The following is an 18,167-nucleotide window of genomic DNA, read 5'->3' as shown; positions in this document are numbered from 1 at the left end:
AGCAGGGATTGATGATTGTTGTTCTAGGCATTTCAAGGACACGCGTGGCCGCCATGCTCGGCTGTCTGGCGCAGCCTGGAGTCGTCCCGCAGGGCTGGCCTGCGGGACCTGGCTCAATAGGCGATGCACACCGACTTGTTCTCGGTATAGGCCTCGATGGCCGCATGGCCCATCTCGCGGCCGAGGCCGGACTGCTTGTAGCCACCGAAGGGCATCGAGGGGTCGAGCATGTTGTGGGTGTTGACCCAGACGGTGCCGGCCTTGATCTGCGGGATCAATTGCATGACCTGCCCCAGGTCGTTGGACCAGATGCTCGCGCCCAGGCCGTACGGGTTGTCGTTGGCCAGCGCCACCACCTCTTCCAGGGTGTCGAAAGGCATGGCGACCACCACCGGACCGAAGATTTCCTCGCGCACCAACTGCTGCCCGGCCTGCACATCGGCCACCACCGTGGGCCGCACGTAGAAGCCACGCTCGCCGAAGGCCACGCCGCCGCACAGCAGCCGCGCGCCCTCCTCGACTCCGCGCTCGACCATCTGCAGCACCCGGCGCTGCTGCTTGGCCGAGATCAACGGGTTGATCTGCGCTTGCTCGTCCAGGCCCGGGCCGATGCTCAGCGAGCCGGCAATCGCCACCAGCCGGTCGAGCACCTGCTGATAGATGCCGCGCTGGATGTACAGCCGCGAACCGGCGGTGCACACCTGGCCCTGGTTGAAGAAGATCGCCGCGCTGGCGCCAGCGGCGGCGGTGTCCGGATCGCAATCATCGAGCACGATCACCGGCGATTTTCCGCCTAGCTCCAGGGAAAATCGGGTCATGTTGTCCACCGCCGCATGACCGATCAGCTTGCCCACCTGGGTCGAGCCGGTGAAGGCCAGCTTGTCGATGCCCGGATGGGCCGCCAAGGCCGCCCCGGCCCCGGCACCACTGCCGGTCACCACGTTGACCACCCCGGGGGCGATGCCCGCCTCCAGGCACAGCTGGCCCAGGCGCAGCGCGGTGAGCGGGGTCTCGTCCGCCGGCTTGAGCACCACGGTGCAACCGCAGGCCAGGGCCGGGACGATCTTCCAGATGGCCATCAACAGCGGGAAGTTCCACGGCACGATGGCCCCCACTACGCCCACCGGCTCCGGCACCGTGTAGGCCCGGTACTGCGCGCCGGGCACCGCGGCGATGGACACATCCAGGCTCTTGCCCTCGATCTTGGTCGCCCAACCGGCCATGTAGCGGGTGAACTCCGCCGCCGCGCCCACTTCCAGGGCCCGGGCCAGGTGGATCGACTGGCCGTTGTTGAGGGTTTCCAGTTGCGCCAGCTCCTCGCCATTGGCTTCCAGCACATCCGCCAGCTTCAACAACAGGCGTTCGCGATCGGCCGGGCGCAGCGTCTTCCATTCTCCCTCGAAGGCCCGGCGCGCGGCCCCCACCGCCAGGTCGATGTCGGCCTGGGCGGCCATGGCCACTTCGGTCAATTGCTCGCCGGTGGCCGGGTTATGGACCGGCATCCGCGCCCCGGAGAGCGCCGGGCGGTTCTGGCCGTCGATCAGCAGGCCGTGCTGGCTGTCTATGAATGCGGCGACACGTGGGTCGATGGCAACGCTCATCGTCAATCCTCCTGGTTGTACCTGTCGACCGAGACTCTGAGCCCAAAGCCCGATGCCGTCTTGATCCTGGCTGCCGCAAAACTTGGCGCTGGCTGCCAGGCTCGGCAGCCTCGACAAACACCTGGCAGCCTGGATCAAATTGCCTGGCACACAGAGGCAAGCAACACGTCGGCCAATCGCGCCCTAATGGCCCCACGCTGTTCGAGCCCTATCAGGAGATCCAACGTGAGCCAAGCAAGCCATTTCTGGCATCCCATGCTGCACCCCAACGAGATGAAGCAACGCGAACCGATCCGCATCGTGCGCGGCGATGGCTGCTATGTGTACGACGACCAGGGCCGTCAACTGGTGGATGGCGTGGCCGGGTTGTGGAACGTCAACGTTGGCCACAACCGCAAGGAAGTGAAGGCGGCCATCACCGCCCAGCTCGATGAGCTGGAGTACTTCCAGCTGTTCGACGGGGTCAGCCATCCCCGCGCCGAGGAACTGTCGCGGGTCTTGATGAACCTGCTGGAGCCTGAAGACATGCGCCGCGTGGCCTTCAGCTCGGGCGGCTCGGACGCCATCGAAAGCGCCCTGAAGCTGGCTCGCCAGTACTGGAAGCTGGAGGGCCAGGCCGATCGCACCAAGTTCATTTCCCTGCGCCAGGGCTACCACGGCACCCACTTCGGTGGCGCCTCGGTCAACGGCAATACGGTGTTCCGGCGCAACTACGAGCCGCTGCTGCCCGGCTGCTACCACATCGACACTCCGTGGCTGTACCGCAACCCCTACAGCCAGGACCCAGAGGAGCTGGGCAAGATCTGCGCCGACCTGCTGGAGCGGGAAATCCAGTTCCAGAGCCCGGACACCGTGGCGGCCTTCATCGCCGAGCCGATCCAGGGCGCGGGCGGGGTCATCGTGCCGCCGGCCAACTACTGGCCATTGATCCGCGAGGTTTGCGACAAGTACGGCGTGCTGTTGATCGCCGACGAAGTGGTCACCGGCTTCGGCCGCAGCGGTTCGATGTTCGGTAGCCGCTTGTGGGGGGTCAAGCCCGACATCATGTGCCTGGCCAAGGGCATCACCTCGGGCTACATCCCCCTGGGCGCCACCGTGGTCAACCGGCGGATCGAGGAAGCGTTCGAGAAGAACGGCAACTTCACCGGCGCCATCATGCACGGCTACACCTACGCCGGGCATCCGGTGGCCTGCGCCGCGGCCCTGGCCTGCCTGGACATCGTGGTCAAGGAAGACCTGCCGGCCAACGCGGCGAAGATGGGCGACTACCTGCTGGCCAAGCTGCAGCCGTTCGTCGAACGCTTCGACAGCGTTGGCGAAGTGCGTGGCCAGGGCCTGATGGTGGCCCTGGACCTGGTGGCCGACAAGAGCACCCGCGAGCCCATCGACCCCACCAGCGGCTACGCCAACCAGGTGGCGCAGATCGCCCGGGAGCACGGGGTCATGGTGCGCCCGGTGGGCACCAAGATCATTCTCTCGCCGCCGCTGGTGATCCAGCCGGCGCAGGTGGATGTCATCGTCGACGCCCTCGCCCAGGGCCTGAGCCAGGCCCGGCGCTGACCGGCCCACCGGTACTGCCCGCATTCGCAGCGGGCAGGGCCGGCACTCTCCAATGGCCGGCCGCCATCGCGCGGCCCGCTACCTGCGCCAGCCCCGAGCCCCTGCCCAGCGGGCAGCCAGGAGTCTTCCATGAACGCAGTCGCCATGCCCCATGAACTGGGCCAACGCTGCATCGCCGCCTTCACCCGGGTAGTGCCCGCCACCCTCTGCGCCTTCTACCGCATCGACCCACAACTGCAAGCACAAGACTTCGCGCTGTACCGCATGCCCGAGCAAATGCACCAGGCCTACTTGCAACGCTATCGGCGCTACGACCCGCTGCAACCACAGCTGTGCGCGGCCGCCGGGCGCCCGGTGCTGTCGCTGCACATGGGCATGGCCCGCCAGGATCGTCACGACACCCTGGTGTACCAGGGCTTCCTGCAGCGCCACGGAGTGCTGGATGTGGTGGAGATCCTGGCCTGCGACAAACAGCGGCCTATCGCCGGGCTTTCGCTGCTACGCGACGCCAGCCTGGGGCGCTTCAGCAACGATGAGCTGACCACCCTGCAAGCCTTGCAGGGGCTGCTGGAAATCGCCGCCCGGGCCCCCTGCCCCGAGGCCGACCCGCGCTTGGCCGGGCTGACGCCCCGCGAGCGGGAAATCGCCTGGCTGCTGCGCGATGGCGCGGACAACAAGACCATCGCCCGGCGCCTGGACCTGGGCCTGCCCACGGTCAAGACCCACCTGATCAACCTGTTCCGCAAGGTCGGCGCGGGCAACCGCACCGAACTGGTAAGCACGCTGTTCCTCTGAAACAGCCAGGACTCAACCATCCGGTTGATGGGCAGGCACCGCACCAGGCCCGAACATGCAGCTCTACGACAACGCACAAGAGCCTTGCCATGAACCTGCAACCTGAATGGATCACCGTCGGCGCCCTGGCCGACGGGTTTGCCGGCGACAACCATATCCTCCCCGCCCGCGACGACTTGGCCGGGCGCCACCTGACCCTGCACTTCGACAACGGCTGGCAGATCGAGCACCGCTTCGGCGCCGCCACCCTGAGCTGGAACAACATCGGCGAAACCGCCAGCGAGGCACTGGCCTACCGCGCCACCTCCGTGCGCCCCGGCCTGTACCTGGTGGACTTTCTCAAGCAGGACCAGGGCACCACCCATTCGGTGAGCCTGGTCCTGGACCTGGAGCGCCAGTGCTTCACCGCCGTCCTCGGGCAGATGCCCAGCCGTGAAGAATCCCGTACCGATCTGTTCAGCCGGGCCCTGGCCGGCGGCGAGCTGACCAGCGTCAAGGCGCAGTTCCTGCACGGCGCCATCGACCGCCCGTGCACTGCCGACACGCCACGGCACGCCCCCACCCAGGAACTGGTCGGCCTGCGCAACCAGTACGTCTACAGCGCCAGCGAGGCCTACGAACACGTCTACCTCAATGCCGATTTCTACAGCTGGCAGTGCCTCAAGGGCGTCGAGCAAGGGCTGGCGGACACCGACCGTTGCCACTACTACAAGGTCGCCGAGCAGCTGTACCTGTTCGTCTGGCGGGAAAAGATCGTCCCGACCCTGGGCCTGGTGCTGATCGACCTCGCAGCCGGGCGCAGTGACGGCAAGATCTTCGGCTACCAGGGCGCGGACTTCGAAAGCTTCGCCAATTTCCCGGTGGGCGCCCTGGCCCGGGTGCTCAATCGCACCAGCCATTGCTGAGCCTTTGCCACCGCACACTTTTTACAGGACCTTGCCATGACCCTGGGACTCGACCTGCAACGCGTCGCCGACTGCTACCAGAGCGAACTGCAACTGTTTGCCGAGCGCCATCCGCGCTCCGGCGCCTTCTACCGCCAGAACCTCGAGCACTGGCTCTACGGTGCCCCGTTGCACTGGATGCAGCAATGGCCCGGCTCGTATCCGATCATGGTGGCCGATGCCCAGGGCGCGACCCTGACCGACTGCGACGGCCAGCAGTACGCCGACTTCGCCCTGGGCGACACCGGGGCCATGTTCGGCCATGCCCAACCCGCGGTGGCCGCAGCCATCGCCGAGCAAGCGCGGCATGGCTCGACCCTGATGCTGCCCACCGCCGACAGCCTGTGGGTCGGCCAGGAGCTGAGCCGGCGCTTCAAGCTGCCCTATTGGCAGGTCACCACCTCGGCCACCGATGCCAATCGCTTCGTCTTGCGCCTGTGCCGGATGATCACCGGCCGGCAGAAAGTGCTGGTGTTCAACTGCAACTATCACGGCAGCGTCGACGAGTCCCAGGTGGAGTTCGATGCCGGCGGCCAGATGATTCCCCGCGAAGGCGTGCATGCCAACGGCCTGCATCACCAGGCCACCACCCGCCTGGTGGAGTTCAACGACCTGCCGGCCCTGGAGGCGGCCCTGGCCCATGGCGACGTGGCCGCGGTCCTCACCGAACCCTTCATGACCAACGTCGGCATGGTGCCGCCGGCGCCGGGCTTCCATGACGGCCTGCGGCAACTGACCCGGCGCTACGACGTGCCGCTGATCATCGACGAAACCCATACCCTGTCCTGCGGACCTGGCGGCTACTGCGGCGAGCATGGCCTGGAAGCGGACTTTTTCGTCCTCGGCAAGTGCATCGCCGGGGGCATTCCCACCGCGGTCTGGGGCGCCAGCCAGGCCATGGCCGAACGAATCTGGCAGGTACTGCCGCACTTTGCGCCGGGCCAGGCGATCAACCACTTCGGCTTCGGCGGTACCCTGGCCGGCAACGCCCTGCAGATGGCCGCCATGCGCGCCACCTTCAGCGAGGTGATGAACGAGGCCAACTACCAACGCATGTTCCAGCTGGCCGAACGCCTGCGGGCCGGGGTCGAGGCGATCATCCAGCGCCACCGCCTGCCCTGGCACGTGACCCGCATCGGCGCCCGGGTCGAGTACCTGTTCATGCCCCATGCCCCGCGCAATGGCGGCGAAGCCCACCATGCGCGGCACGGGCTGATCGAGGCCTACCTGCACCTGTACCTGCTCAATCGCGGGGTGCTGCTGACGCCGTTCCACAACATGGCCCTGCTGTGTCCCAGCGCCAGCGAGGAGCAGGTGGACCTGCACAACCGCCTGCTGGACCAGTGCCTGGCCCAGGTGCTGCCGGGAGCAGGTTCATGAACGGCGAACAGGCAGGACGCATCGCCCTGGTCACCGGCTCCGGCCAGGGCATCGGCCGGGCCATCGCCCAGCTGTTCGCCGCCCAGGGCGCCAGGGTGATGCTGGCCACCCGCGGCGCCGCCGCCGGCGCCGAGACCCTGCGCCTGATCCGCGAGGCCGGCGGCTGCGCCGAGCTGCTGGCCATCGACCTGGGTACCCGAGCCGCCGCCGAGCAGGCCGTGGCCGCTACCGAACAGGCCTTCGGCGGCCTCGACCTGCTGCTGCACAACGCCGGGATCTTCCCCCTGCAGCGGCTCGCCGAACTGGAGGACGCGACCCTGGACAGCACCCTGGCGGTCAATCTCAAGAGCTGCTTCTGGCTGGCCCGGGCCGCCCTGCCGGCGCTGCGCCGGGCCCAGGACCCGCGGATCGTCGTGACCTCCTCGGTCACCGGGCCGCGCACGGCGATTCCCGGGCTGGCCCACTACGCGGCGTCCAAGGCCGGGGTCAACGGGTTCATCCGCGCTGCGGCGCTGGAACTGGCGGAATACGGGATCACGGTCAATGGCGTCGAGCCGGGGTTGATCGCCACCCAGGCCACCGACAACCTGGGCGATGCCGGTGCCCTGGCTAGGCACATTCCGCTCAAGCGCCTGGGCGCGCCCCAGGACATCGCCTGGGCCATGGCTTTCCTGGCCTCCCGGCAGGCCGGCTACATCACCGGGCAGACCCTGGTGGTGGATGGCGGTGCCGTGCTTGCGGAGAACACCCAGATCTAGCAGGACGTTGAACAACTACCTGCGTGGCCATCGCGGCGTTAAAAACAAGCCGGTGCGCCAGCCCGGTCAAAATGCTCATTTAGCACGCGTAAACTGCGCTTTTTCGCCTGTTTTGCCTTGCGTTGGCTGACTCGCCTAGGTTTTTTCAACGGCCTGTTAGCGGCTTGGGTTGTCAGTTGCCGCTGCGGACCTTGTTCCACAAACGGGTGCGGAGCCGGTCGATATCCAGCGGCATGGCCTGCAAGGCGAACAGCTTGTCCATCATCGCCGGGCTCGGGTAGATCTTGGGGTCGCCCTTGATCGCCGGATCGACCCGGCTGTCAGCCTGCTGGTTGCCATTGGCGTAGTGCACATGGTTGCTGATATCGGCCATCACCTCGGGACGCAGTAGGTAGTCCATGTAGGCGTAGCCGGCCTGCTCGTCCGGGGCGTCCACCGGCATGGCCACCATGTCGAACCACAGCGGCGAGCCCTCCCGGGGAATCGAGTAACCGATCTGGATACCGTTGCCGGCCTCCTTGGCGCGGCTTTCGGCCTGCAGGATGTCACCGGAAAAGCCCACTGCCACGCAGATGTTGCCGTTGGCCAGGTCGCTGGTGTACTTCGAGGAATGGAAATAGCTCACATAAGGCCGGACCTTCATCAACAAGGCTTCGGCTTTTTTGTAGTCCGCCGGATTCTTGCTGTGGTGCGCCAGCCCCAGGTAGTTCAGGGCTGCCGGTATCAGTTCCGGGCCGTTATCCAGGATCGCCACCCCGCACTTCTGCAACTGCTGCATGTACTCGGGCTTGAAGATCAGGTCCCAGGAATCCAATGGTGCATCGTCCCCGAGCACTGCCTTGACCTTGGCCACGTTGTAGCCGATGCCGGTGGTGCCCCACAGGTAGGGGAAGCCGTACTGGTTGCCCGGGTCATTGACCTCAAGGGCCTTGAGCAGCACCGGGTTGAGGTTCTGCCAGTTGGACAATCGGGTCTTGTCGAGCTTCTTCAGGGCCCCGCCCTGGATCTGCCGGGCCATGAAGTGGTTGGAAGGAAAGACCACGTCGTAACCGGATTTTCCGGTCATCAACTTTCCGTCCAGGGTTTCGTTGCTGTCATAGACGTCGTAGGTGAAACCGATCCCGGTTGCCTTCTGGAACTGGCGGTTGGTGTCCGGTGCGATGTAGTCGGACCAGTTGTAGATCTTCACCGTATCGGCGGCCTGGGCCAGGGCGGCGGCCAGGCACAACGGGCTCAGTAGCAAAGCGCGAGTCTTGCGGGTCATGGAGCGATACCTGTGGTTGGTTTTGTTATTGGCAGGCAGTTGGCGATCAGAAGATCAGCACGTAGGTCTTGCGCACGGTCTCGAGGATGTCCCAGGTCCCGGTGCTGTTGGCCGGCAACATCAAGGCATCGCCGGCCTGGATGTGCACGGTTGCGCCATTGTCGGGGGTGAAGCTGCAGCGGCCCTGGATGAAGTGGCAGAACTCCTGGGCGACGATCTGCCGCCGCCAGCGTCCTGGCGTGCACTCCCAGATGCCGGTCTCGACCCCGTCGCTGCGCTCCACGGCGGTGACCGAGGTCACGGCCAACGGCTCGCCCAGGGGCACGGCGACCGGAGCCGATTGCTCGAGGATGGCCGTGGCGGTGTTCTTCAATTGCGTGATGCTCATGGTGCTACCTCTGGCTGGAAGCGCCGAGCGCACAGCGCCCGGCAGGTGAAGCCGGGTCAGTGCATGAAGCCTTCCATGAACCCGGCGATCCGGCTGGCCATCCTGCGCCGCCAGGGAGCCGTGGCCGGATTGGCCAGGGTCTGGTCTTCGTGAACGAAGCTTTGAATGATGGCGTTGTAGCCCAGCCAGCGGCAGGGCTCGGGTTCCCAGGCCCGCAGTCGCTCCAGGCCGCCTTCGGGCAGGACCCAGGGCTGGCGTACCAACGGGCTGTCGCGCTCAAGGATCAGCTCGGCCAGGGTCCGGCCGCCCAGGTTGCTGGCCCCTACGCCCTCGCCACCGTAGCCGCCGGCCAGCGCGATGCCCTTGCGGCGGTCGCAGAGCATGTGCGGATGGAACTGGCGCGACATGCCCAGGTTGCCGCCCCAGGCATGGGTGATGCGCACGTTCTTGAGTTGTGGAAACAGCTCGCCGAACAGGTAGCGGCGCAGGTGCACTTCGTCCTCGCTCAGGCTGAAGTCGTGGCGCAGCTTGCCAGCGAACCGATAACCGCCCCGGGCGCCGAACACCAGGCGGTCGTCCAGGGTGCGCTGGCCGTAGGTGACCTGGCGACTGCCCTCGCTGAAGGCCTGGCCCTGGCTCAGGCCGATCTCGTCCCAGGTGGACTGGGGCAGCGGCTCGGTGGCCACCAGCAGGCTCTGCACCGGCAGTTGGTAGCGCCCCAGGGGCGCCAGGGTCACCGAATAGCCCTCCACCGCCGGTACTATCCAGCGGCTGCGCACCGCCGCCCGTGGAGTCTGCAGGCTGCCGGACTGCCAATGGGTCACCGGGCTGTTCTCGTAGAGCGCCACACCCAGGCGCTCCACTGCCCGGGCCAGGCCGCGCACCAGCCTGGCCGGCTGGATGGTGGCGCAATGGGCTGCCTGGATCGCCCCATAGGCATTGGCCACGCGCAATTGCCCGGCCAGTTGCTCGGGGGTCAGCCAACGGTAGTCGGCCTCACCCAGGCCCTGGTCATGCAGATGCGCCAGGTACTGGCGCAGGCTGGCGTGCTGCTCTGGATAACGGGCCGCGCAATACAGCACGCCACCCTTGCGGTAGTCGCAGACGATGCCCTCACGTTCGATGACGTTGGCCACCTCATCGGGGATGCCATGCAGCAGTTCATAAGAAGCCCGGCGCTGCTCGGCCGGTAGCGGCGCCAGCAGGCGGTCCTCGCCCAGGAGGTTGCCCATCAGCCAGCCGCCATTGCGCCCGGAGGCACCGAAACCGGCGATCTGCGCCTCGAACACGGCGATCTTCAACCCCGGTTCCAGGCGCTTGAGGTAATAGGCGGTCCACAGGCCGGTGTAGCCGGCGCCGATGATCGCCACGTCCAGGTCCTGGTCCCGCTCCAGGGCCGGCCGGGGGGTTAGCGGCTCGTCGAGCTGATCCATCCACAAACTGATATTGCGCCACCCAGGCATGCCAACACTCCGCTAACCGAACCTTCGATGAGCCGATCCTAGTGCCTGGCCTCAGGCGCTGTCTTGTGCCCGTGCACGCAAGGAAATTTCCCGGGCATAGGCCTTGGGGGTCTGGCCGGTGTGCTGGCGAAAGCAGTTGTAGAACGCCGACAGTGAATTGAAACCCGCGGCGAAGGCCAACTCATCGATCCGCACCGGCGGCACGGCCCGCTCCAGGACCACCAGCACATGTTGCAGGCGCGCCTGGTTCACATAGCGGTAGAAGCTCTGGCCCAGCATCTGGTTGAGCAGGTAGGAAATCTGGTTACGGCTGTAGCCACACTCGCTGGCGACACGTTGCAGGTCCAGCTCCGGGTCCAGGTAAGGCTGCTGGTGCTGGAAATACTGCTCCAGGTCGTCGGCCATGCGCCCCAGCTGGCGCGGCGATAACCCCAGGCGGCTGGCTGCCGGGCGCGGACCGCCGGCAGCCTGGCCCGAGGAAGCTTCGCGCACCAGGGCCGCATATTCGTTGACCCGCCAGATCAGGCCGTCGCGTACGGTGATCGCTTCGCTGGCCCGGAACGACACCAGCCCCTGGCCGCCCCTCAGGGTCACCTGGTACTGGATGAAGGCCGTGTCGCCATCCAGGCGGATGCGGTCGCAGTGCTCCAGGGTCTCGTCCGGTGCCCGCGGCATGCTGGCCTGCACGTATTCGCGCAGGTCGGCCAGGGCCAGCGTGCGATTCTGGAAGAAATCGTTGTATTGGACCTGCGGGTGGTACAGCGCCAGCACCCCATCCAGGTCGCGGTGTTTCCAACAAAGGTGGTAGCGCGTCACGGTGTCGCCGGTGGCCCGGGTCTGCGACGATGGGTCGTCAGCAACAGACATACATTTCTCGGACAGGAAAAAACGCAGCTTGCCGAACTTGCCCACAGGCGGCAATCGCCACCCCGATAACCGGGACAATCGGTGCGCATGATCATCCAGCACAGACAGGACTGGCATCAAACTTTCATGAACGAACCGCCGAACGGTGGCCAAAAAAACTGCAGGCGGCCATGACCCGGTGCTATTTTCAATACCTCACCCGAGCGGCTCAGCGACGAGCCCTCGTCCTCCCGCGAGCACAAGGAAGCGCTCAATGAATCAAGGTGGGCCACCGATGAACACAGTCTGGGCCAGCAAAGTCACCTTTCCCAACGCCTGCCAGCTGATGCGCTGGCATTTTCATCCCATGGGTTTCGAAGCCAGCATGGATGCGCCTGGCAGCATGATCGCCCGGCTGTTCGACCGCGCCAGCGGCGAAACCATGATCGCCATCGCCGGCATTCCCTGCGCGACGGTGATGAGCGCCGCGGATGTCGAACGAATAATCGAGGCGGTGGAGGATGAGCTGCAGGCCCTCTCGCCCTCCCTGGCCTTCAAGGCCTGACCCCTTCACCCAGGCCCGCCCAACCGGCGGGCTTTTTCATGGCCGCTGTCGCAGATCCTGGAAGTACGGCTTGTCCTTCGGCACCCGGTCCGAGGCCCTCGGAGCATTGCCCGCACTGGAGTCCTGGCGCTCGACATACCAGTAGCAATGCTTGACCGCGCGGGTGATGCCCACGTAGGCCAGGCGCAGGATCTCGTCTTTCTGGGCACTGTCGTAGGGCGTGGCGTCGCCGTCCTTGCCCAGCCCGGCCATGCGATACACCTGGTTCTTGTAGGGTGAGCTGCTCAGGTGCTGGCAATCGCCCAGCAGGAACACCACGTCCGCCTGCAGCCCCTTGGCGCTGTGATAGGTCAGTTGCTTGAGCCGGCGCGCCGCCAACGGCAAGCTAGAATCAACATTAACTATTTGTGAAATACTGTTTTCAATCAATAACTTATCGATACTTTTTCGAAACAACATCAAGATCGAATCGCCCTGCCGATAGTGCTCCGCCAAACGCTGGGCCAAGCCCTCGTCGTCCCGGTCCAGCACCTGCACCGGCCATGACTCGCGGGCCTCGCCGCTGGCCTTGGCCTTTTTCCCGGCGATGGCCGGGGCCGCGCGGACGATGTGCTCGGCGGCATCGATCACATGCTGATGGCTGCGGTAGTTCTCGCTGAGCATGACCCGGGTGGTGCTCGGCGAAACGAACTCCTTGTTGAACTCGATGAAGTAGCGCGGCGAGCTGCCACGCCAACCATAGATCGACTGCCAGTCATCACCCACGCACAACAGCGAGGAATGCTGCGCCCCTCGCCCCAGGTGCAGCGCTGAGCCTCGGCGGCGGATCTCGCCGAGGCTGGCCTTGATCCAGGAGACGATCTGCGGCGAAACGTCCTGGAACTCGTCGATCATCAGGTGCGACATCGGTCTCAGGCAGGCGTCGGCCAACAGCTTGAAGTTTTCCGGCGAACGCTCGCTGAACAGGGCGAACATGCGGTTGTAGGTCATGATCGGTGGCGACTGGTCCAGCAGATGGTCTTCCAGGGCGCGCCAGAACAGGCTCAGGGCCTCGAAGAAATACCGATCCGGGTCGTCCTGGGCGAAGCTCATGCGGCCCACGGCGTCGCCCACATCCAGCCCCAGGTTCTCGATGAACCCGGCGGCGGCGACGAAACAATCCAGCAACGGCGCCGAGGCCAGCTCGCCCTTGACCCGATAATCGAAGCCAGGGCCGGCACTGGCCTGGGCCGAAAAAGCGCCGAGGGCGCGCTTTGAATCTTCGTAACTATCAAGCCAAATCAATGGTTTACGGAAGAAAGCTTGAAACAGGGTGCGCTTTACCGCCCACTCCGCGCGGACGCTCAGCTTGGCCCCGGGACGGGTGATCTGCGGGTTTTCCCGTGGGTCGAAACCCAGCACCACCCAAGCATCGAGCTCGGCGCAGTAACCGTGGCAATGGAACTGCGCGCCGTTGATCTCGAAGCGCTGGCGCTTGGGTTCGATGCCCTTGATCGGCCAGGCCCCGGCCCTGAACCACAGGTCCTCGAGGGTGTCACACAGTTCTTCGTCGCGCTTGGCCGCCAGTTCGGTAACGGCCATGCGCTTTTGCACATCCGGATGGTCACGCTCCAGCTCCTTGAGTTGCAGGGCGTGGCGCACCAGCGGTTTCAAGGCCAGGCGAAAGCGCTCGTCGCTGTTGTACAGCGCCTGGTAGCAGGCGTTGAGGTGCTGGCGCTGGGCATCGTTGATGCGCAGGTCGAAGGGGTTGCTGTCCACCTCGGCATCGAGGCCCGGCTGCCGTTCGCTGAGGTTCTCGAACGCCTGCAGCCGTTCGAACCCCGGCAAACTGCGGACCATGGGCAGGATTCGCGAATGGAAGGTGCGCACCAGGTCCCGGGCCTGCCGGGCATCCAGTTGCCGCCCCCACAGGGCGAATACCTGGATCAGCTTGGCGATGAAATCCTTGCGCGACTCGCGGGTGAAGGTCACCACGGTCATGGAGTCCAGCTCGAATCCCAGGTAGTGATGGAGCAACAGCAGGCGCAGCACCAGCGAGGTCGACTTGCCGGCCCCGGCCCCGGCGATCACCGCAGTGGCCGGAGTGTCGCTGAAGATCATCTTCCATTGCGCGGCGCTGGGCTGGGCCTCGGGCGCCAGCAAGCGCGCGACATCGGCCTTGAAGCGCTTCTTCAGCTCGGCCCCCAAGGGCAGGCGCCAATCGTCGAACAACCGGTCGTCGACGCCAGGGGGCCGATGCTCGGTATCGCGGCTGTCGCGGATCAGCAACACCTGGCGCCCCTCCTCCAGGCCTTCGAGGCGCCCCTCGCGGTAGCCGTACTCCACGCCCGCAGTATGGCCACTGCGAAAGCCATCGGCCTGGCCGTGCAGCCAGGAAGCCCGATGCTGGGCTCGCAGGCGGGTCAGGCCGTGGCCGAAGAAGCGCGCCGCCAGGCGCTTGAACAACGACATCTGGGCCAGGGGCATGAGCTCGGGGGGCAGATCGGGGGTGTGTTGCGACACGCGGACTCCAGGGTGTGGTGCTTGAGCGGTAATGGTCGCCGGATTTTCTCGGAGCATCCAGCGAATTGCTTGCAGGTCATTAACTTAAGCGATGAACCGAAGGTTTGACACCAGCTTTTGGCCCGATAAAGCATCTAATTTATCGATTTGATAAAGGCACTTTTTGCGCTTTTTATCGATTAATGACTGATAGAAGATGCACGCCATCAACCCACGGCTATCGTCCTTGGCCAGGTGCAACGTGCCATGACGAGCCTTGATCAGGAGACGATCATGCTTGAACTCAGACCCTTCAGCTCCCTGGGCGGCGCCAACCACGGCTGGCTGGATGCCCATCATCACTTTTCCTTCGCCGAGTACTACGACCCCGAGCGCATGCACTGGGGCAACCTGCGGGTCTGGAACGACGATGTGATCGCCCCCGGCACCGGCTTCCCGCAGCATCCGCACCGGGACATGGAGATCATCACCTATGTGCGCGAAGGCGCCATCAGCCACCAGGACAACCTGGGCAACAAGGGGCGTACCGAGGCTGGCGACGTGCAGGTGATGAGTGCCGGCACCGGCATTGCCCACAGCGAGTACAACCTGGAAGACACTCCCACCAAGATCTTCCAGATCTGGATCATCCCCAACCAGGCCGGTTCTGCACCGTCCTGGGGCGCCAAGCCGTTTCCCAAGGGCCAGCGCGAAGGCTTCGTGACCCTGGCCAGCGGCAAGGACGGCGATGTGGAGAGCCTGCGCATCCGTGCCGATGCGCGGTTGGTGGCAGCCAACCTCAAGGCCGGTGAAAGCGCCGAGTACCACCTGGACAACGGCCGCCGGGCCTACCTGGTGCCGGCCACCGGGGTCATCGAGATCAATGGCTTGCGCGCCGAAGCTCGCGACGGCGTGGCCGTGCAGGATGAACGGGTGCTACGGGTAACCGCAGTACAGGACAGCGAGATCGTCCTGGTGGACCTGGCCTGAGACCGGGCACGGCACAGCGGCAAATAAAAAGGGGCGACCATGATGGTCGCCCCTTTTTCATTGCCGGCAATCGCCTGATCAGTTGCCGCTGATGGCGCCATCCACCAGGGTCTGGGCTTCCTGCACCAGTTGCTTGAGGTGATCGTCGCCGATGAAGCTTTCGGCGTAGATCTTGTAGATGTCCTCGGTGCCCGACGGTCGTGCGGCGAACCAGCCGTTCTCGGTCATCACCTTCAAGCCGCCAATGGCCTGGTCGTTGCCCGGAGCGTGGCTGAGGATCTGCTGGATCGGCTCGCCCGCCAGCTCGGTGGAGGTCACCTGCTGTGGCGACAGCTTGCTCAGCAACGCTTTCTGTTGCGGGTTGGCCTTGGCATCGACCCGTATCGAGAACGGCTCGCCCAGCTCATCGCACAATGCACGATAGGCCTGGCTCGGATCGCGGCCCGTGCGGGCGGTCATTTCCGCCGCCAGCAACGCTGGGATCAGGCCGTCCTTGTCGGTGCACCACACCCCGCCATCCCGACGCAGGAACGAAGCACCCGCGCTTTCTTCGCCACCAAAGCCCAGGGAACCGTCGAACAAGCCGTCGGCAAACCACTTGAAGCCCACCGGCACTTCATACAGGCGCCGGCCCAGGCGGGCCGCCACGCGGTCGATCAGGCCACTGCTGACCACGGTCTTGCCCACCGCGGCATCGGCGCGCCATTGCGGACGATTCTGGAACAGGTAGTCGATGGATACCGCCAGGTAGTTGTTCGGTGCCAGCAGGCCCCCGCTGGGGGTGACGATGCCGTGGCGGTCGTGGTCCGGGTCGCAGGCGAAGGCCACGTCGAAGCGCTCCTTCAGGCCGATCAGGCCCTGCATGGCGTGGCTGGAGGATGGGTCCATGCGGATCTGCCCGTCCCAGTCCACCGACATGAAGCGGAAAGTGGCGTCGACTTCACGGTTCACCACGTCCAGGTCCAGCTTGTAGTGCTCGGCGATCGCCGACCAGTAGCGCACCCCTGCTCCGCCCAGCGGATCCACGCCCAGGCGCAGCTTGGCGTTGCGGATGGCCTCCAGGTCGATGACGTTGACCAGGTCGGCGACATAGCTGTTGAGGTAGTCGTGGCGATGAGTAGTGTCGGCCTTCAGCGCCTGCTCATGGCTGATGCGCTTGACCCCGGCGAGCCGGGCCGCCAGCAGCTCGTTGGCCTTGGCCTCGATCCACTTGGTGATATGGGTATCGGCCGGGCCGCCGTTGGTGGGGTTGTACTTGAAGCCACCGCTTTGTGGCGGGTTGTGCGACGGCGTAATGACGATGCCGTCCGCCAGGCCCGAGGTGCGACCGCGGTTGTAGCAGAGGATGGCGTGGGACACCGCCGGCGTCGGGGTGTATTCGTCGCCAGCGGCGATCATCACGGTCACGCCGTTGGCCGCCAGCACTTCCAGGGCACTGGCCCCGGCCGGGGTGGACAGGGCGTGGGTATCGATCCCCAGGAACAGCGGGCCATCGATGCCCTGGGCTTCGCGGTACAGGCAGATGGCCTGGCTGATGGCCAGGACGTGCCATTCATTGAAACTCAGGTCGAACGAACTTCCACGGTGCCCGGAGGTACCGAAGGCCACGCGCTGGGTTGGAACCGATGCATCGGGCTGACCGGTGTAGTACGCCGTCACCAGTCGCGGGATGTCGACCAACAATTGCGTGGGTGCCGGTTTGCCCGCAAAAGGACTGAGAGTCATGCAAAACCTCAAAAAAAGGATGGTTCGGAAATGCCGCGCAGTTTACTGGCAGTTCGACCATTGCGCGACGGAATCTATCCCGGAATCGACAGCAAGATTTATCGACGGGCATACGCCAGCAATACCGGCCAAGTGCGGCATGCCAGGGGAAGCTGGGAAGGGAAAAGCACCAGGCCCCACGACTGGGGGCCTGGGATCGGGTCAGACCGGCTCGACCTGCAAGGCGACTCGTTCGCGGCATGGGCATTCGTCCATGTAGCGGTGCGCCTGGACGAACTCGCTGAACGGGAACACCCGGGTCTTGAGCGGCAGCAATACCCGGTCGGCGGTCAACTGGTTGATGTCGCGCAGGGCGCGCTGCAGCGCCACCTGGTCCTGGCTGATGCCCAGCTCGGGCTTGCCGGTGAAGTTGCCGATGCAGTGCACGAAGAACTGGATGTTCTTCTGGAACGCCGCGCAAGCCGGGAACGGTGTCTGGTTGCCGCCCTGCAGGCCGTACAGCACCAGGCTGCCACGGGGCGCCAGGACATCGCCGAGCATCGACATCTGCGGCCCGCCGAGGCCATCGAAGACCACGTCGACCCCACGACTGTCGGTGAGCTTGTTGACCTGCAGCAGCAGGTCCTGCTCCTCGGTGACTATGACTTTTTCCGCCCCCAGGGACAGCAGGTATTCACGCTCCTCGGCATTCTTGGTGACCGCGATCACCCTTGCGCCCAAGGCCTTGCCCAGTTGCACGAAGGCCGGTCCGGCGCAGTGGCTGGCATCGGTGACCAGGGCGAACTGCCCGGGCTTGACCCGGGCCAGGTCGGCGTAGGCGAAATAGGCGATCAGCAACGGCGTGTAGTGCACCGCCGCCTCGATCGGGCTCAAGACCTCCGGATAACGAGTCAGGGCCGAGCGCGGCAAGACGATCTGCTCGCCATACACCGGATAGTCGTTGGGACTCTCGGCGGGGAAACTGGCGACCTTGTCGCCCACCGCCAGGTCCTCGACCCCATCGCCCACGGCGGTGACCACGCCGGCCATCTCGTGGCCCAGGCCGGAAGGCAGCCGGGCATGGGAGGAAGCCAGGTTCTGCCGCCAGAGCACGTCATACCAACTGATACCGATGGCTTCGACTCGTACCTGCACTTCGCCTGGCGCAGGCAACGAGGCCGCATGCTCTTCGCACTTGAGCACCTCGGCCGCTCCAAACTTGTGAAAACGAATCGTGCGGGACATCGCAAACCTCGTCAAAAAATAACCTCTAATGCCGCGGACTTTATCCGGGCTTTGAAAGCAAGACTATCAGTGCCTATTAATAGTCGACATGCCTGTCATCGATTCCGTGCCCTTGAAAATCGGGGCTGGGCGGGCTGCGAGCCGCCTGCCAGGCAATTAGCCGGTGCAGAGTAGCAGCCTTTA

At 65.2% G+C, this 18,167-nt stretch carries 15 protein-coding genes; 7 read left to right on the top strand and 8 right to left on the bottom strand.

Annotation, left to right across the window (positions count from 1 at the left end):
• Positions 1–113: 113 nt before the first annotated feature.
• The gene (locus tag H7A76_RS12760; protein WP_185698810.1) at positions 114–1,601 is read right to left on the bottom strand and encodes an aldehyde dehydrogenase; all 1,488 of its coding nucleotides are present in this window, start codon (positions 1,599–1,601) and stop codon (positions 114–116) included.
• Between the two features lie 225 nt (positions 1,602–1,826).
• On the opposite strand from H7A76_RS12760, the gene H7A76_RS12755 reads away from it, so the two are divergent.
• The 5 genes from H7A76_RS12755 (at position 1,827) to H7A76_RS12735 (ending at position 7,038) form a co-directional block, all read left to right on the top strand.
• Entirely contained in the window at positions 1,827–3,161 is a 1,335-nt protein-coding gene (locus tag H7A76_RS12755) for an aspartate aminotransferase family protein (protein WP_083235972.1), read from the top strand.
• Positions 3,162–3,290: 129 nt separating this feature from the next.
• Positions 3,291–3,956, top strand: coding sequence for a helix-turn-helix transcriptional regulator (locus H7A76_RS12750; RefSeq protein ID WP_068583425.1), 666 nt, complete (start codon positions 3,291–3,293; stop codon positions 3,954–3,956).
• Between the two features lie 89 nt (positions 3,957–4,045).
• On the top strand, positions 4,046–4,861 hold the full coding sequence (locus tag H7A76_RS12745) for a molybdenum cofactor biosynthesis F family protein (protein ID WP_185698808.1): 816 nt from the start codon (positions 4,046–4,048) through the stop codon (positions 4,859–4,861).
• A 36-nt stretch (positions 4,862–4,897) separates the two neighbouring features.
• A complete protein-coding gene (locus H7A76_RS12740) occupies positions 4,898–6,280 on the top strand; it encodes an aspartate aminotransferase family protein (protein WP_185698807.1) in 1,383 nt (460 codons plus the stop codon).
• Positions 6,277–7,038, top strand: a complete 762-nt coding sequence (locus H7A76_RS12735) for an SDR family oxidoreductase (protein WP_185698806.1) — start codon at positions 6,277–6,279, stop codon at positions 7,036–7,038. Before H7A76_RS12740 ends, H7A76_RS12735 begins: the two co-directional genes overlap by 4 nt.
• 172 nt (positions 7,039–7,210) lie before the next feature.
• Here H7A76_RS12735 and H7A76_RS12730 read toward each other — a convergent pair whose 3' ends face one another.
• The 4 genes from H7A76_RS12730 to H7A76_RS12715 are packed head-to-tail and all read right to left on the bottom strand — an operon-like array spanning position 7,211 to position 11,020.
• On the bottom strand, positions 7,211–8,302 hold the full coding sequence (locus H7A76_RS12730; protein ID WP_185698805.1) for a polyamine ABC transporter substrate-binding protein: 1,092 nt from the start codon (positions 8,300–8,302) through the stop codon (positions 7,211–7,213).
• Between the two features lie 46 nt (positions 8,303–8,348).
• On the bottom strand, positions 8,349–8,690 hold the full coding sequence (locus tag H7A76_RS12725; RefSeq protein WP_185698804.1) for a cupin domain-containing protein: 342 nt from the start codon (positions 8,688–8,690) through the stop codon (positions 8,349–8,351).
• 56 nt (positions 8,691–8,746) lie between these two features.
• Positions 8,747–10,153 carry an FAD-binding oxidoreductase gene (locus H7A76_RS12720; RefSeq protein WP_185698803.1) on the bottom strand — a complete coding sequence of 469 codons (1,407 nt, stop codon included), beginning with the start codon at positions 10,151–10,153 and terminating at the stop codon, positions 8,747–8,749.
• Positions 10,154–10,204: 51 nt separating this feature from the next.
• Positions 10,205–11,020, bottom strand: coding sequence for a helix-turn-helix domain-containing protein (locus H7A76_RS12715; RefSeq protein WP_185698802.1), 816 nt, complete (start codon positions 11,018–11,020; stop codon positions 10,205–10,207).
• Positions 11,021–11,294: 274 nt separating this feature from the next.
• On the opposite strand from H7A76_RS12715, the gene H7A76_RS12710 reads away from it, so the two are divergent.
• Positions 11,295–11,564 (top strand): DUF1652 domain-containing protein, encoded by a 270-nt coding sequence (locus tag H7A76_RS12710; protein WP_185698801.1) that lies wholly within the window; start codon positions 11,295–11,297, stop codon positions 11,562–11,564.
• Between the two features lie 36 nt (positions 11,565–11,600).
• On the opposite strand, the gene H7A76_RS12705 is transcribed toward H7A76_RS12710, so the two are convergent.
• Positions 11,601–14,066 carry a UvrD-helicase domain-containing protein gene (locus H7A76_RS12705; RefSeq protein ID WP_185698800.1) on the bottom strand — a complete coding sequence of 822 codons (2,466 nt, stop codon included), beginning with the start codon at positions 14,064–14,066 and terminating at the stop codon, positions 11,601–11,603.
• Positions 14,067–14,339: 273 nt separating this feature from the next.
• On the opposite strand from H7A76_RS12705, the gene H7A76_RS12700 reads away from it, so the two are divergent.
• Positions 14,340–15,035 (top strand): pirin family protein, encoded by a 696-nt coding sequence (locus H7A76_RS12700; RefSeq protein WP_185698799.1) that lies wholly within the window; start codon positions 14,340–14,342, stop codon positions 15,033–15,035.
• Between the two features lie 78 nt (positions 15,036–15,113).
• Here H7A76_RS12700 and pgm read toward each other — a convergent pair whose 3' ends face one another.
• Both pgm and H7A76_RS12690 read right to left on the bottom strand, forming a co-directional pair.
• On the bottom strand, positions 15,114–16,760 hold the full coding sequence (pgm, locus tag H7A76_RS12695) for a phosphoglucomutase (alpha-D-glucose-1,6-bisphosphate-dependent) (RefSeq protein ID WP_185698798.1): 1,647 nt from the start codon (positions 16,758–16,760) through the stop codon (positions 15,114–15,116).
• Positions 16,761–16,961: 201 nt separating this feature from the next.
• The gene (locus tag H7A76_RS12690; RefSeq protein ID WP_185698797.1) at positions 16,962–17,984 is read right to left on the bottom strand and encodes a zinc-dependent alcohol dehydrogenase family protein; all 1,023 of its coding nucleotides are present in this window, start codon (positions 17,982–17,984) and stop codon (positions 16,962–16,964) included.
• Between the last annotated feature and the right edge of the window lie 183 nt (positions 17,985–18,167).

Origin of the sequence: Pseudomonas sp. MSSRFD41, from assembly GCF_014230245.1 — a bacterium.
GTDB classification, from domain to species: Bacteria; Pseudomonadota; Gammaproteobacteria; order Pseudomonadales; family Pseudomonadaceae; genus Aquipseudomonas; species Aquipseudomonas piscis.
This window is presented reverse-complemented; position numbering and strand designations above follow the sequence as displayed.

Coding starts and splice junctions, on each gene's coding strand:
- H7A76_RS12720 (WP_185698803.1), bottom strand. CDS start 10,153: ATGCCTGGGTGGCGCAATATCAGTTTGTGGATGGATCAGCTCGACGAG.
- H7A76_RS12700 (WP_185698799.1), top strand. CDS start 14,340: ATGCTTGAACTCAGACCCTTCAGCTCCCTGGGCGGCGCCAACCACGGC.
- H7A76_RS12745 (WP_185698808.1), top strand. CDS start 4,046: ATGAACCTGCAACCTGAATGGATCACCGTCGGCGCCCTGGCCGACGGG.
- H7A76_RS12725 (WP_185698804.1), bottom strand. CDS start 8,690: ATGAGCATCACGCAATTGAAGAACACCGCCACGGCCATCCTCGAGCAA.
- pgm (WP_185698798.1), bottom strand. CDS start 16,760: ATGACTCTCAGTCCTTTTGCGGGCAAACCGGCACCCACGCAATTGTTG.
- H7A76_RS12690 (WP_185698797.1), bottom strand. CDS start 17,984: ATGTCCCGCACGATTCGTTTTCACAAGTTTGGAGCGGCCGAGGTGCTC.
- H7A76_RS12740 (WP_185698807.1), top strand. CDS start 4,898: ATGACCCTGGGACTCGACCTGCAACGCGTCGCCGACTGCTACCAGAGC.
- H7A76_RS12715 (WP_185698802.1), bottom strand. CDS start 11,020: ATGTCTGTTGCTGACGACCCATCGTCGCAGACCCGGGCCACCGGCGAC.
- H7A76_RS12750 (WP_068583425.1), top strand. CDS start 3,291: ATGAACGCAGTCGCCATGCCCCATGAACTGGGCCAACGCTGCATCGCC.
- H7A76_RS12710 (WP_185698801.1), top strand. CDS start 11,295: ATGAACACAGTCTGGGCCAGCAAAGTCACCTTTCCCAACGCCTGCCAG.
- H7A76_RS12735 (WP_185698806.1), top strand. CDS start 6,277: ATGAACGGCGAACAGGCAGGACGCATCGCCCTGGTCACCGGCTCCGGC.
- H7A76_RS12760 (WP_185698810.1), bottom strand. CDS start 1,601: ATGAGCGTTGCCATCGACCCACGTGTCGCCGCATTCATAGACAGCCAG.
- H7A76_RS12730 (WP_185698805.1), bottom strand. CDS start 8,302: ATGACCCGCAAGACTCGCGCTTTGCTACTGAGCCCGTTGTGCCTGGCC.